The sequence below is a fragment of the Pseudomonas sp. fls2-241-TYG-175 genome (genome assembly GCF_030209155.1).
Taxonomy (GTDB): domain Bacteria; phylum Pseudomonadota; class Gammaproteobacteria; order Pseudomonadales; family Pseudomonadaceae; genus Aquipseudomonas; species Aquipseudomonas viridiflava.
This window is the reverse complement of the sequence record NZ_JARVSO010000011.1, coordinates 103,805-118,267: the sequence shown is the minus strand read 5'-3', so window position 1 is coordinate 118,267 and position 14,463 is coordinate 103,805. Positions and strand designations below refer to the sequence as shown.

The window sequence follows — 14,463 nt, the reverse complement described above, 5'->3', positions numbered from 1 at the left end:
TCAGGGAACCGTGATGACCTTTACCGACCCGTTCATTCGCCGCCCGGTGCTTGCAACCGTCGTCAGCCTGCTGATCGTTTTGCTGGGCATTCAGGCCTACAGCAAACTGGTCATCCGCCAGTATCCGCAGATGGAAAATGCGCTTATCACGGTGACGACGGCCTACCCCGGTGCCAACGCCGAAACCATTCAGGGCTATATCACCCAGCCGCTGCAGCAGAGCCTGGCCAGCGCCGAGGGCATCGACTACATGACCTCGGTCAGTCGCCAGAACTTCTCGATCATCTCCATTTATGCACGCATCGGTGCCGACAGCGACCGGCTGTTCACCGAATTGCTGGCCAAGGCCAACGAGGTCAAAAACAAGCTGCCGCAAGACGCTGAGGATCCCGTGCTGAGCAAAGAAGCGGCTGACGCGTCGGCGCTGATGTACGTCAGTTTTTACAGCTCGCAACTGAATAACCCGCAGATCACCGACTACCTGTCACGTGTCATACAACCCAGGTTGGCGACGCTGCCGGGCATGGCCGAGGCCGAGATTCTGGGCAATCAGGTGTTTGCAATGCGCCTCTGGCTGGACCCGGTGCGTCTTGCCGGTTTTGGCCTGACAGCCGCCGACGTCACCGATGCGGTGCGTCGTTACAACTTTCTGTCGGCGGCTGGCGAGATCAAGGGCGAATACGTGGTGACCAGTATCAACGCCACCACCGAACTGAAATCTGCCGAAGCCTTCGCCGCTATCCCCTTGAAGACCAATGGCGACAGCCGTGTGTTGCTGGGTGACGTGGCACGGGTAGAAATGGGTGCCGAGAACTACAACACCGTCAGCTCGTTCGATGGCATTCCCTCGGTGTATATCGGCATCAAGGGTACGCCGAGTTCCAACCCGCTGGACGTCATCAAAGAAGTGCGGCGCATCATGCCGGAGCTGGAAAGCCAGCTGCCGCCGAGCCTCAAGGTGTCCATCGCCTACGATGCCACGCTGTTCATTCAGGCATCGATTCATGAGGTGGTGAAAACGCTCATCGAAGCGGTGCTGATTGTGATCGTCGTAGTCTTCCTGTTCCTCGGCGCCCTGCGTTCGGTTCTGATCCCGGTGGTCACCATTCCGCTTTCCATGGTCGGCGTGCTGTTCTTCATGCAGTTGATGGGTTACTCGATCAACCTGCTGACGTTGTTGGCGATGGTGCTGGCCATCGGTCTGGTGGTGGATGACGCCATTGTGGTGGTCGAAAACATCCACCGGCATATCGAGGAAGGCAAGACGCCGTTCGATGCCGCCATCGAAGGTGCACGAGAGATCGCGATGCCGGTGGTTTCAATGACCATCACGCTGGCTGCGGTGTACGCCCCGATCGGTTTTCTGGAAGGACTGACCGGTGCGCTGTTCAGGGAGTTCGCCCTGACACTGGCAGGCGCTGTGGTCATCTCGGGCATCGTTGCCCTGACCCTTTCGCCCATGATGTGCGCCATGCTGTTGCGCCCCGAAGAAAACCCGAGCGGCCTGGCACACAGGCTCGATCAGGCGTTCGAAAGGCTCAAGGTGCGTTACCAGCGCATCCTGCATGCCACATTGAACACCCGCCCGGTGGTCGTGGTATTTGCGATCATCGTGCTGTGCCTGATCCCGGTGCTGCTCATGTTCACCAAATCGGAGCTGGCGCCGGACGAGGACCAAGGCATCATTTTCATGATGGCCACGTCGCCTCAGCCCACCAACCTGAATTACATCAACGCGTATACCGACCGTTTCGTGACGCTGTTCAAAGCGTTTCCCGAGTACTACTCATCGTTCCAGATCAACGGCTTCAATGGCGTGCAGACCGGCGTCGGTGGCTTCCTGCTCAAGCCCTGGAATGAACGGACTCGCACCCAGATGGAGATCCTGCCCGAGGTCCAGGCCAGACTCTCGGAGATTCCCGGACTGCAAATCTTCGGTTTCAATCTGCCTTCACTCCCCGGGACGGGCGAAGGGCTGCCGTTCCAGTTCGTGATCAACACCCCCAATGACTATCCGGCCCTACTGGAGGTCGCCGAACGCATCAAAAAGCGCGCGACGGATTCGGGCAAGTTCGCCTTCATGGACATTGATCTGGCTTTCGATAAACCGGAAGTGGTCGTGGATATCGACCGCGCCAAAGCCGCACAGATGGGCGTGTCCATGCAGGACCTTGGCGGTACGCTGGCAACCTTGCTGGCCGAGGCGGAAATCAACCGTTTCACCCTCGAAGGACGCAGCTACAAGGTGATTGCCCAAGTGGAGCGTGCCTATCGCGACAATCCCGGGTGGCTGAACAACTATTACGTCAGAAACAACGAAGGCCAGCTCCTGGCGCTGTCCACGCTGATCACGGTCAGCGACCGCGCACGACCGCGGCAGTTGAATCAATTTCAGCAGCTCAACTCGGCAATCATTCAGGGTTTCCCCATCGTCAGCATGGGCGAAGCGCTCGAAACGGTCAGACAGATTGCAGCTGAAGAAGCACCTGAAGGGTTCGCGTACGACTACGCCGGGGCATCCAGGCAGTACGTGCAGGAAGGCAGCGCCCTGTGGATCACCTTCGCGCTCGCACTAGCGATCATCTTTCTGGTGCTGGCGGCGCAATTCGAAAGCTTCCGCGACCCTCTGGTGATTCTAGTGACGGTTCCGCTGTCGATCTGCGGCGCCTTGATCCCGCTGTTTCTGGGGGTGTCGAGCATGAACATCTACACCCAGGTCGGGCTCGTAACCCTGATCGGCCTGATTACCAAGCACGGCATTTTGATCGTCGAGTTCGCCAACCAGTTGCGCCGGGATCAGGGAATGTCAGTGCGAGAGGCAGCGCAAGAAGCTGCGGCGATTCGATTGCGTCCGGTGCTGATGACGACGGCGGCCATGGTCTTCGGGATGGTGCCATTGATACTGGCAACCGGTGCCGGGGCTGTCAGCCGTTTCGACATCGGCATGGTGATCGCGACCGGTATGTCAGTCGGCACGCTGTTCACGCTTATCGTCCTGCCTTGCGTGTACACCTTGCTGGCAGCGCCTGACAGAAAGGCCAATCAGGTAAGTTCGGCAGTAAATTGATCCCTGGCCAAACGACAAAGGCCCCGACAAGGGGCCTTTCAGGTCAACGGAGTGTTCAATTTTTCGATCCAGTACCCTGTGCCAGGCTGTACATCAGGAGCAGCAAATCATGATCGGGCTTTACTGCTACCTCACTTTTGATTGCACGGGGCAAGGGGCAGTGCCCTTCGCCGTGCTGGGCACTCAGGATCTTGGTACCCGGCTGTTCAAGCGCTGCCATGGCGACTGTTGCAGTCGCCAACGCCGCGAACACGAACAAACCTCTAGCCATTTCGAGCTTCATGACTTTAAACCTTTGATAGAGCTGCCAAACGCCGCTTGGTAAAAATAGACTAACTTCTGCCAGTCTGCGGCACTGAATGACGAATGGCGTCTCAGTTGCTTCATGTCATGCTGCGCGGCCCCGTAGGCCGTCCAGCGACGACGGCCCTTTTCCAGGTCAAGCAATGCAACTTCGGCTCTGGCCTGATCACCCTCGCCAGTGACACGCACAAAGATATGCTTGATATACAGGCAACTGTGCTGCCAACGCCCCAAGTGCATGCGGGCCAGCGTTTTGCCCATTTCGCTGAGCATCTGCTCGTACAACAGTTCGCCGTACTGCTCGCGGCCACCTGCAGCAAGCCATTTTTCGAACTCTTCGAATCCCTCCAGGGCCTCGGTTACCAGAAGCGCACGCCATTCGTTTTCGGTGCGCTCCGCGCCGCAGAACACAATCTGCGGCACACCGACGCCCAGTCTGTTCAGACCTTCAAGAGCGTCGCGCTCGCGCAGTACCGTCGGACGCCCAAACGGATGCAACCAGCTGCGGTAGATATGACCGGTCTGCCGTTTGCTGTAGAGCGTCTGTCCATCGTCCGTGATCAACCGTTGCACGCCACTCTCACCACCACGCCGCACGTTGGGTTCTTCAACCCACTCGCCACGCTGGCTCCAAAAATGACTGAACCCGTTCTTTCCCGGGTTAACAACCGGTTCTTTCAAGGACTGCAGACCCATCTATTCACCTTTTACGCAATACATAGACTCGCCACATGGCGTACATCGGCAGGAAGTCCATTCGCTTCTGAATGCGAAATCCTGCCTCTTCAAATTCGGTTTCTGCGGTAGTAACCGGTAACACAAAACGGTTCTGGTAACTTTCCTGCCCATTTTCCTTGTGGCGCTGGCTCTCGAGCTTTCTGCGCTTCCAGGCCTTGAAATTGCCATCCACCCACAGAGACACAATCACACTGTCGCGGGTAACGCGCTGAAACTCCCGTAACAGAGCCATCCGGTCACTCGACTGACCGACATGGTGCAACAGACGCATGCAGAAGATGCTGTCCACCGCGTTGTCAGGCAGGTCGATAGCGAAAGCAGATGTCTGCAAGGGTCGTACCCTTTTCACCACATCGGCCGGTTGAGATTCACAGGCGATTCGCAGCATGTCGGCGGAGTTGTCCGCACCGATGATGGAACGATTGGGTTTCTCGGCCAGCAAAGGCCAGAAACGACCTGCCCCGCATGGAAGATCCAGCACCAGACCGGGGTCTCCGACCATGTGCAGTGCCTTTCGTGCCAACTGTTCGTCACGATAATGAGACAACTTGCGCCATAGACCGTCCTGATGTTTTTCCAGGTACTGGCGAGCGTGGTCCTTGTCGTACTTACGGGAAAACTCAAGTTCAATGCGGTCGCTCATGAGAGCATCTCCTGACGTTAATGGCGGCCAAATTAGTCAGGTCGCCGTCATCGTCAGGTCATCTGAATGTGAAAAAAACGTCACATTGACCGGTCAAATGTTTCCAGAGTTTACAGGTACTTGCGTGCCACGTGAGCCGCCTCTGGTCAGAGAGCGGCCTGCACATGGCGAATCAGGACGGGCATCAGGGTTTGACGATGTCCAGCGTGACCCTGAAGCGGCAGCCATGGGGCTCCATCGGCGTCAGGCTCACACTCCAGCCCTGGTTGGCACAGATACGCTGTACCAGCGACAGACCCAGGCCGAGACCTTCGCCACGCTGCTCATTGCCGCGCACGAAGGGTTCGAACATGGCTTCACGTTTCTCTTCGGGGATCCCCACACCGCTGTCTTCGACGACGAAGCTTTCGGACTGCAGCGTCAGCGTAATGAAACCGTGGTCGGTATAATGCAGCGCATTGCGCAGCAGGTTGCCCATCACGGCGTGAAGGAAGGTTGCGTTGTAGCGGATGTCAGAGACCTGGCCTTCCGGTGGCGGGTTATACGTCAGCTTCAGCCCTTTGCCCTCTATCGGGTCACGCCATTGTGAGATCAGTTGCTCGGCAACACCGACCAGCGTCGCCTTGGGCGTCATGGCGGGATCTTCGCGCTGGGTACGGGCGAGCATCAGGAAGGTCTGGACCAGATCACGCATCTCTTCACAGGCGCGGCCGATGCGCTCCACCTGCCGGCGCGCACGCTGGTCGAGTGCCGGGTTCTCCAGCAGCAATTCACAGGAGCTGGCGAGCACCATCAGCGGCGTGCGCAGCTCATGGCTCACGTCGCTGGTGAACATCCGCTCGCGGATCAATGCCTGGCGCAGGCGCCCCAGCGTGGCGTCGAAGGCGACGGCCAGCTCACCCACTTCGTCTGCGGCGTAGTCAGGTGCCAGAGGCGGCGCAAGGCCCAACAACTGATCGCGATGACGGACCTGTCGGGCCAGCCGCACAACCGGCGCCATCACGCGTCGGGCAAGCACCCAGCCCAGGAAGACGGCCAGCGCCAGTGCGAGGACAAAGCCCACCAGCACCACCGCGAACAGCACGCGCTCGCGCTCTTCAAAATCGCTCTGGTCCTGCAGCAAGGCGTAGTGACGACCATCGACCACTTCGATCATCGCGTGATAGGACAGCGGCCCGCGGAACACCTCGTGAAAGCCCGGCTCGAGATGACGCAAGTCCTTGGGCAGGTCGAAATCGCCAGGACCGTTGGTGAAATAGAACAACTGGTCAGGCTTGGGCCGATGGCTCCAGTCGCTGACGCTGTCCATCAGCATCAGGCGGTTGAGATCGCCGCCCAGGCCTGCGGAAATCAGTTTTTCTTCGACCAGGTGAACGGTGGAAATAATGCCGATTGCAAAGGATCCGGCGACCAGCGCACTCATCAGGGCAAACGCGATGATGATTCGCTGGGCAAGGCTCTGTTTAAACTCCATCCCGGCCCTCGGCCAAGCGGTAGCCCACACCGTGTACGGTTTGCAGCAGCGGCTTGGAAAACGGTTTATCGATCACCTGACGCAGCTGGTGCACGTGACTGCGCAGGCTGTCGCTGTCAGGGCAGTCATCGCCCCACAGCGCTTCTTCGAGAATTTCGCGACGCAGCACATGCGGGCTCTTCTGCATCAAGACCGCGAGCAGTTTGAGCCCGACCGGGTTGAGCTTGAGCATCCGCCCTTCCCGCGTCACTTCCAGCGTGTCGAGGTCGTAGATCAGGTCGGAGACCTGCAGGGTGCGACGTCCGCCGCCTTGGGCACGACGCAGCACAGCCTCTATACGCGCCGCGAGTTCGGACAGGGCGAATGGCTTGAGCAGATAATCGTCAGCGCCGGAGCGAAAGCCCTGCAGGCGGTCGTCGAGCTGGTCACGCGCGGTCAGCATGATCACTGGCGTGTCACGACGAGCATCTTCGCGCAGGCGCTTGCACAGGGTGTAACCGTCGATACCGGGCAGCATGATGTCCAGTACGATCAGGTCGTAATGTTCGGTGGCGGCCAGATGCAGTCCCGAGAGGCCATCCTGTGCGCAATCGACGGTGTAGCCTTTCATGCCCAGGTAATCGGCCATGTTTGCCAGGATGTCGCGGTTGTCTTCAACCAGAAGAATTCGCATGGAGCACTCTCATATGCAATTTGGGCTGGCGCAGCTTAAGACGAAGTGGACGTCAGGGCCAGCGCCGAAACGGCCTAACGATTTTTTCATCCAGAATTCACAACTCACATGACACACTCCGAAACAAAATTGCCGCAATTCACGACTGCGGTACGTATTCCACCAAAACCGGATTTGCCATATTGAAAGCCGTCTCCCCGCCGTACTTCCGTCCGCTCAACTTCTGGATATGCCTGGGCATACCCGCCGTCACCGCCCTGATACTGGCTCTGCTGGAGCTGACCTCCGTGGACATGGACCTTGCCAGACTGGCTTTCGATCCGGCGGCCGGTGCGTTCATTGGCAGGCACAGCTACTTTCTGGAAGACGTGCTTCATGATCGCGCCAAACAGGTAGTGATGGCGATTGGAGTACTGGCGATGATCAGCTTCGCTGCGTCCTTCAAGGTCGAGCGCGTGATGCCATGGCGTCGCGAACTGGGGTGTCTGGTGCTGTCGATGGCCCTAGCCACCGGTTTCGTGACTCCGCTCAAGGTTGTGACCTCCGTGCAGTGCCCCTGGAGCCTGACCGAGTTCGGCGGCCAGGAAACCTACAGCGAACTGCTCAGCCCGCGTCCCGAGACCGACAAGCCCGGCCGCTGCTGGCCGGGCGGTCATGCGGCTACCGGTTTTACCCTGTTTGCCCTGTTCTTCATGTTTCGCGACCGCAAGCCCCGTCTGGCCAAAGCCGGACTGATACTGGCCTTCACGCTGGGATCGATCTTTTCAGTGGGTCGCATGCTGCAGGGTGCGCACTTTCTGTCGCACAACCTCTGGACGGCGGTGTTCTGCTGGTTGATCTGTCTGGGGGTTTATTACTTTGTCTTGTACAGGCCCGAATATAAGAGATCTTTGACAGAGCATGGAGGAACAACCGAGTCACACTGCGTAAGTGTGCCGCAAGAAGTAGATCAAACTAACAAGACGCACCTCAAGCCTGACAGTACTCGATAATCAATAAACCCCGCACCATGCGGGGTTTATTTTAGGCAATCCGCCTTCAGCACTGAAGCCAATCAGTGCTGGCTCTCCCCGTATTGCTCATCCACAAAGCAGCGGGTTGATCACGCACATTGAGATAGGAATACAGATCGTCCCCCCAATACCAGAGATCTCTATTTCACCGGGTGGGCAATTTCCTGCCCAGGCGCCAGAAGAAACCAATGCACTGCTAGCCAGCACCGCTGCAAAACTTATCATCCTTATAAAGCTTTTCATTTCATCCACATCCCCGAAGGGCCTGTCGCTTTTGAAATACCACCAGCGTGGAATACATCCTTACGGTGGTTACACAGCGCCATTGCCTTCTCTGTCGTGAGAGCTCACAACGTTGCCTTACTACCAAGTTTAATGTGCCGTTCCGTTAGCGCCATTGAAGGCTAATCATATTTAGCAGCAACTCCATTTCCTGAGTGCCGTATTCGATATATTCACCAACCCATAAAAAAACCCCGCACAAGGCGGGGTTCTTTATGGGTGTCGCTTAGGGGTAAAGCTGGCTTACATCATGCCGCCCATACCACCCATGCCGCCCATGTCCGGCATGCCGCCGCCTGCTGGCTTGTCGTCAGGCACGTCAGCGATCATCGCTTCGGTGGTGATCATCAAGCTGGCGATCGAGGACGCTGCTTGCAGAGCCGAGCGAGTGACCTTGGCCGGGTCCAGGATACCCATTTCGATCATGTCGCCGTATTCGCCGGAAGCAGCGTTGTAACCGAAGTTACCCGAACCCTGCTTGACCTTGTCGACTACAACGCTTGGCTCGTCGCCGGAGTTGGCAACGATCTGACGCAGTGGTGCTTCAACAGCACGACGCAGCAGAGCGATACCGACGTCCTGATCGGCGTTGTCGCCTTTCAGACCTTCGATGGCCTGCAGGGAGCGAACCAGCGCCACGCCACCGCCAGGTACCACGCCTTCTTCAACGGCTGCGCGGGTTGCGTGCAGGGCGTCTTCAACGCGGGCTTTCTTCTCTTTCATTTCGACTTCGGAACCGGCGCCGACCTTGATCACCGCAACACCGCCGGACAGCTTGGCCAGACGCTCTTGCAGTTTCTCTTTGTCGTAGTCGGAGCTGGTGTCACCGATTTGCTGGCGGATCTGAGCGATGCGCGAGTCGATGTCGGTTTTAACGCCAGCACCGTCGATGATGGTGGTGTTTTCTTTGTTCAGTACAACGCGCTTGGCATTACCCAGGTGTTCCAGGGTAGTGGTTTCCAGGCTCAGACCGATCTCTTCGGAGATAACGGTACCGCCAGTCAGAACAGCGATGTCCTGCAGCATGGCCTTGCGACGGTCACCGAAACCTGGAGCCTTCACGGCTGCAACTTTCACGATGCCGCGCATGTTGTTCACTACCAGAGTCGCCAGGGCTTCGCCTTCGACGTCTTCGGCAACGATCAACAGTGGACGACCTGCCTTGGCGACGGCTTCCAGAACCGGCAGCATTTCGCGGATGTTGGAGATCTTCTTGTCAACCAACAGCAGCAGCGGGCTGTCCAGCTCGGCAACCATGGTGTCCGGCTTGTTGATGAAGTACGGGGACAGGTAACCACGGTCGAACTGCATGCCTTCAACGACAGACAGTTCGTTTTCCAGACCCGAACCTTCTTCAACGGTGATAACGCCGTCTTTGGTCACTTTTTCCATGGCTTCGGCAATGATGTCGCCGATGGAGTGATCAGAGTTGGCCGAGATGGTGCCGACCTGGGCGATTGCCTTGGTGTCGGTGCATGGCTTGGACAGCAGCTTGAGCTGAGCAACGATGGCGATGGTCGCCTTGTCGATGCCGCGCTTCAGGTCCATCGGGTTCATGCCGGCAGCGACGGCTTTCAGGCCTTCGTTGACGATAGCCTGAGCCAGAACGGTGGCGGTGGTAGTACCGTCGCCCGCATCATCGTTGGCACGGGAAGCAACGTCTTTGACCAGCTGCGCGCCCATGTTTTCGAAACGGTCTTTGAGTTCGATTTCCTTGGCAACCGACACACCATCTTTGGTGATCAGCGGAGCGCCGAAGCTCTTCTCGATGATGACGTTACGGCCTTTTGGGCCCAGGGTCGCTTTTACTGCGTCAGCCAGGACGTTTACACCGGCGAGCATTTTCTTGCGGCCAGAATCGCCGAATTTAACTTCTTTAGCAGCCATGATCATTATTCCTTGAATACTTTGTAGTAACGGAAATCAGCGCGAGCACTCAGCCTTCGATAACAGCGAGAATCTCGTTCTCGCTCATCACCAGCAGGTCTTCGCCATCTACTTTCACAGTGTTGCTGCCGGAATAAGGGCCAAACACCACCTTGTCACCCACTTTCACGGCCAGCGCACGTACTTCACCGTTGTCCAGCACGCGGCCGGTACCAACAGCGACGATCTCGCCACGGTTTGGCTTTTCGGCAGCCGAACCTGGCAGAACGATACCGCCGGCAGTTTTCGTTTCTTCTTCGCTGCGACGGATTACGACGCGGTCATGCAGAGGACGAAGCTTCATTGTCGATCTCCTGATTATGGTTGTTGAGCGTCCGGTGAATGCACCGGCCTGTTATAAATTCCGGACTTGCCGGTTACGGTTCGACGCGCGAACCGCAGAATACGGTCTGGCAATCAGGCCAGAAACCTTGCGGTGACCCATACATAAGGGCGAGCAAGGTTATTACAAGGCTTGGGCAAGAAAATTTTTGCAGTTTGACAGAGCCCACAAACGAGCGCGGCACCCGAAGGTGCCGCGCAGCGAAGGGGTTGCAGGGATTATTTGTCCCGGTGCTCGAACTCGCCCTCGATCACGTCGGGTTCGCGGGTGGGCTGGTGAATCGCGTGCGTGCGGCTGTTCGCCGTCTGCTCATCGGCACGACTCTGCAGGTCATCGGCGAAGGCGCGCTGGCGCATGGCCTGAGCCTCGGCGCGCTGACGAACCTTGCTGATCAGCAACCGTCGAGTGACAGGCAGCAGACAGATCACGCCCAGGATGTCACTGATGAAGCCTGGCAACAGCAGAAGGCCACCGCCTACCGCAACCATCAGGCCTTCAAGCATCTGCTGGGCAGGCAGCTCGCCACGGGACAGGCTTTCACGGGCACGCAGGGCCGTTGCAAAACCTGCCACACGCATGACGAAAAGTCCCAGCATCGATGTCGCCAGGACCAACAGGAATGTCCAGAGAAAACCAATGGACATGCCGACCCGAACCAGAATGAACAGTTCGAGTACCGGAAAAAGTAAGAACATCAGCAAAAAAACACGCATCAAATCAGTTCCTCAGCGCAAGAGTGCCTTGCAAGTAGACCGTATGTGATGTCAGAAAGTCGTTAATTCAAGCGTGCTTCCCGTCATTTACCGGCCATTTTTCTGCGTGAGCCAGTTGAACCAAGGCCTCGCGGACTTGTGTCGGTGTATTACAAGGCTCGCTGAATGCCAGCCAATAAACGCTGTTCGCGATACCCAGGTGCATACCTTCACTGTCGATACCGACCAGTCGCGCGGGCTCGGTTTGCGGCAGGCCCGACAATTCGACGTAGTGCGCAATGGCTTTGGCGTGGTCCTGATTCATGTGCTCGACCATGCCCGTTTCGACCTTGCCGGCAAACGGATTGTCCAGCGCCACCTCGTCCAGCCAGTGAATGGCGCCGAAGCCGCCGATGTACCGGTAGCGAACAGGTGCAAGCACCCAGAAATCGAAATCGTGAGCGGTGTGATAACTCTGCGACTCGGGGAAGAACCGGTAGTACCGTCGTGCTGCAGCCTCGATCGCATCGGGATCACTGAGCTTTTCGGCCTGCGCCAGAACCGTCACCCGGCCAACCGCCTGCACATCCTCGGCGCCCCGATCGCCCACCAGCAGCGAGCACTTGGGATCGAGCGTCAGGTTATGGGTGTGCTGAGCGATGCGGCTGATCAGTACCAATGGCCGCCCCCGATCATCCAGGCAGTAAGGTACAACCGAACCGAACGGGTAGCCCGGCATTGACTTGGAATGCGTTGACAGGACAGCCCTGTACTCCTTGAGCAGCAGGTGCCTGGCATCCTTAGAGGCTTTCGCGCTCATCGTGTGACTCCTTGAAACGTTTGCGTCGAGCTGAAGACGAACGCGCGGAAACAGAATATAACGTGCTCTGGCAACGGCATTCGGACTCATCTCGAATGAGCCATGCCGTGAAGACAATCAGCGGATTGGACACGCACATGGAATTGAAAGACAAGCTAATAATAATCACCGGCGGAGGCCAGGGTCTGGGCCGCGCGATGGCCGAATACCTGGCCGGCAAAGGTGCGAATCTGGCGTTGGTGGACCTGAATCAGGAAAAACTCGACCAGGCGGTTGCAGCCTGCCAGACACAAGGCGTGCAGGCACGGGCCTACCTGTGCAACGTCGCGAACGAAGATCAGGTTGTGGAAACCGTGAGCAGGATCGCCGAGGATTTCGGGACCATTCACGGATTGGTCAACAACGCGGGCATCCTGCGCGACGGTCTGTTGGTCAAGGTCAAGGACGGCGTCATGACCAAGCTGAGCCTGGCTCAGTGGCAGTCGGTGATCGACGTCAACCTGACCGGCGTCTTCCTGTGCACACGCGAAGTGGCCGCGAAGATGATCGAGCAGAACAGTCAGGGCGCGATCATCAATATCTCTTCGATTTCACGCGCGGGCAACATCGGCCAGACCAACTATTCGGCCGCCAAGGCCGGTGTCGCGGCAGCGACCGTGACTTGGGCACGGGAACTGGCGCGTTACGGCATCAGGGTCGCAGGCGTGGCACCCGGTTTCATCGAAACCGAGATGACCGGCAGCATGAGGCCAGAGGCGCTGGAGAAGATGACGTCTGCCATCCCGCTCAAACGCATGGGCAAGCCGGACGAAATCGCCCACTCGGTCGCTTACATTCTGGAAAATGATTATTTCAGCGGGCGCATACTGGAGCTGGACGGCGCGATGAGAATCTAGACGGTGATTGACCAGCGACGCGCCCTGTAAGCGCGTCGCTGGCCCACGTGCTTACCAGGCGACGCCGAAACCTGCGGTGTAGCGAGTCTTGTCGACATCGCCGTTGCTGGAGCCGCTGATGACATCTTTCTCGGCCTTGAGGTTAAGCGAGGCCCACTCGGTGACCTTGTAGCGCAGCCCCGCCTCTACATCCAGCGAGTAATCCGCAACGCCACTCAACGGTTTGCCCAGCTCGCCGTTGGTGAAGAACTCGACCTTCTTGCCGATCAGGTAACGGTTGTAGTCCCAGGTGCCGGCAACGGAGTAGAAGTTTTCCTTCTCGTCGTTGGAAAACTCGAAGTCAGTGCGGTTGAGCAGTGCGCCGACCTTGAAGGCACCCAGTTCGTCATCCCAGAACTGATAACCAGGACCGGTACCGACGACACGCTGGCGGGACAGGTCTTCGATCTTGTCGCGCTTGTAGGTGACGCGGGCGTCCCAGAAGAATTTCTCGGTCAGGAAGCGGTCGATGGAGTACTCGGCGCTCCAGTTGTCGGTGCCGACCACATCGTCTGTGGTTTCGCGGTTGTATTCGCCTCTGGCGTTATGACGCCACTGACCGTGACGCGCCGACGTCTTGAAAGCGACGTTGTAATCATTGGTGTCGTTCTCGGCCTGCTGGAAGTCCAGCGCAGCGTCGATGTTGCCCTTCCAGACCAGATCGGTGATGACCGGCTTGGGCTTGATGATCTGCTGAATGCTCGCCAGTTCGACGGTTTTAGGCGCCTCGCCATTGGCGAGAATCACCTTGCCGTCATCGGATGCTTTCAGTGACTTGGCGACTTCACCCGTGTACTGGTCCTGTTTGACGAGTAACGGCTGATCGCTTTCCAGGGTCTTGACCTTTTTCCAGTCAATCGGAATGGCACCGCCGTATTCGGTCTGCAGCAGCAACTTGCCGCCGTCGAAAACCTTGATGGTACCGGTCAGCTTGTCGCCGTTCTTCAACCAGACGGTATCGGCAAGCAAGGGAGTGGAGGCGGCGGTGAGGGCAAGACACAGAAGGGTTCTGGACAACATAAGCGACGACTAGGCTCTGTTTGGCGGAAAATCGGGCATCATCCCGCTGGAAAAACGTCAAGGCAGTCCACGGACCCCCGAACACAGGTATCACTGACCATCAGATCCATCTGTAGTTCCAGGAAACGACAATCAATCTCGTTTTATACAGGATAAACGTGTGAGCGACCCCGTTTCAGAGCAAAACGACCCCAGCGGGCTTTCGCCTGCCGACGTACGGCGCACGGCACTTTATTTGGCGCTGGCCCAGGTGCCGGAAGGCAAAGTGGTCAGCTACGGACAACTGGCGGAACTGGCCGGACTTGGCAAGGCGGCCCGCTGGGTAGGCCGTACCTTGAGCCAGTTGCCGGACGGTTCGACGCTTCCCTGGCACCGTGTTCTGGGTGCCGGCGGCAGACTCAGTCTGCCACCCGGCAGCCCCTCGGGTGACGAACAGCGCGCCCGTTTGCGTACCGAAGGCCTTACCATTCTGAACAATCGGGTTGATATGCAGCGTCATGGCTGGCGCCCCATGTAGTTCAACGGTTAGAGTGC

14 protein-coding genes are annotated in these 14,463 nt (G+C 57.9%); 4 read left to right on the top strand and 10 right to left on the bottom strand.

Features of this window, described 5'->3' with window-relative positions; genetic code table 11:
* Positions 1-13 precede the first annotated feature (13 nt).
* Positions 14-3,067, top strand: coding sequence for a multidrug efflux RND transporter permease subunit (locus tag QRN20_RS09780; protein ID WP_122467050.1), 3,054 nt, complete (start codon positions 14-16; stop codon positions 3,065-3,067).
* Positions 3,068-3,122: 55 nt separating this feature from the next.
* Here the strand turns inward: QRN20_RS09780 and QRN20_RS09775 are convergent, their stop codons facing one another.
* From QRN20_RS09775 to colR, 5 genes are all read right to left on the bottom strand, one after another.
* Positions 3,123-3,350: a hypothetical protein gene (locus QRN20_RS09775; protein ID WP_004881471.1), complete on the bottom strand. Its 228-nt coding sequence runs from the start codon at positions 3,348-3,350 to the stop codon at positions 3,123-3,125.
* Positions 3,347-4,066 (bottom strand): lipopolysaccharide kinase InaA family protein, encoded by a 720-nt coding sequence (locus tag QRN20_RS09770; RefSeq protein WP_029243276.1) that lies wholly within the window; start codon positions 4,064-4,066, stop codon positions 3,347-3,349. Before QRN20_RS09770 ends, QRN20_RS09775 begins: the two co-directional genes overlap by 4 nt.
* Positions 4,067-4,070: 4 nt before the next feature.
* Complete coding sequence (locus tag QRN20_RS09765) at positions 4,071-4,751, bottom strand: class I SAM-dependent methyltransferase (protein ID WP_004881473.1); 681 nt, start codon at positions 4,749-4,751, stop codon at positions 4,071-4,073.
* Positions 4,752-4,935: 184 nt separating this feature from the next.
* Complete coding sequence (locus QRN20_RS09760; protein ID WP_029243277.1) at positions 4,936-6,225, bottom strand: sensor histidine kinase; 1,290 nt, start codon at positions 6,223-6,225, stop codon at positions 4,936-4,938.
* Positions 6,215-6,898: a two-component system response regulator ColR gene (gene colR / locus QRN20_RS09755; protein WP_004881475.1), complete on the bottom strand. Its 684-nt coding sequence runs from the start codon at positions 6,896-6,898 to the stop codon at positions 6,215-6,217. The genes QRN20_RS09760 and colR overlap by 11 nt, the downstream gene beginning before the upstream one ends.
* Before the next feature lie 179 nt (positions 6,899-7,077).
* Here colR and QRN20_RS09750 point away from each other — a divergent pair, with 179 nt between their 5' ends.
* Positions 7,078-7,890 (top strand): phosphatase PAP2 family protein, encoded by an 813-nt coding sequence (locus tag QRN20_RS09750; protein WP_413818014.1) that lies wholly within the window; start codon positions 7,078-7,080, stop codon positions 7,888-7,890.
* A gap of 546 nt (positions 7,891-8,436) precedes the next feature.
* Here the strand turns inward: QRN20_RS09750 and groL are convergent.
* The 4 genes from groL to QRN20_RS09730 form a co-directional block, all read right to left on the bottom strand.
* Entirely contained in the window at positions 8,437-10,080 is a 1,644-nt protein-coding gene (gene groL / locus QRN20_RS09745; protein ID WP_029243278.1) for a chaperonin GroEL, read from the bottom strand.
* A gap of 49 nt (positions 10,081-10,129) precedes the next feature.
* Positions 10,130-10,423, bottom strand: coding sequence for a co-chaperone GroES (locus QRN20_RS09740; RefSeq protein WP_004881479.1), 294 nt, complete (start codon positions 10,421-10,423; stop codon positions 10,130-10,132).
* 257 nt (positions 10,424-10,680) lie between these two features.
* Positions 10,681-11,175: an FxsA family protein gene (locus QRN20_RS09735; RefSeq protein ID WP_004881480.1), complete on the bottom strand. Its 495-nt coding sequence runs from the start codon at positions 11,173-11,175 to the stop codon at positions 10,681-10,683.
* Positions 11,176-11,242: 67 nt separating this feature from the next.
* Complete coding sequence (locus QRN20_RS09730; protein ID WP_122605970.1) at positions 11,243-11,974, bottom strand: HugZ family pyridoxamine 5'-phosphate oxidase; 732 nt, start codon at positions 11,972-11,974, stop codon at positions 11,243-11,245.
* Positions 11,975-12,111: 137 nt separating this feature from the next.
* Here QRN20_RS09730 and QRN20_RS09725 point away from each other — a divergent pair, with 137 nt between their 5' ends.
* A complete protein-coding gene (locus tag QRN20_RS09725; RefSeq protein WP_029243280.1) occupies positions 12,112-12,870 on the top strand; it encodes an SDR family oxidoreductase in 759 nt (252 codons plus the stop codon).
* Between the two features lie 51 nt (positions 12,871-12,921).
* Here the strand turns inward: QRN20_RS09725 and QRN20_RS09720 are convergent, their stop codons facing one another.
* Positions 12,922-13,929 carry a DUF481 domain-containing protein gene (locus QRN20_RS09720; protein ID WP_043304909.1) on the bottom strand — a complete coding sequence of 336 codons (1,008 nt, stop codon included), beginning with the start codon at positions 13,927-13,929 and terminating at the stop codon, positions 12,922-12,924.
* A gap of 160 nt (positions 13,930-14,089) precedes the next feature.
* Here QRN20_RS09720 and QRN20_RS09715 point away from each other — a divergent pair, with 160 nt between their 5' ends.
* Positions 14,090-14,446, top strand: a complete 357-nt coding sequence (locus QRN20_RS09715; protein ID WP_043304908.1) for an MGMT family protein — start codon at positions 14,090-14,092, stop codon at positions 14,444-14,446.
* The last annotated feature ends 17 nt before the right edge of the window (positions 14,447-14,463 follow it).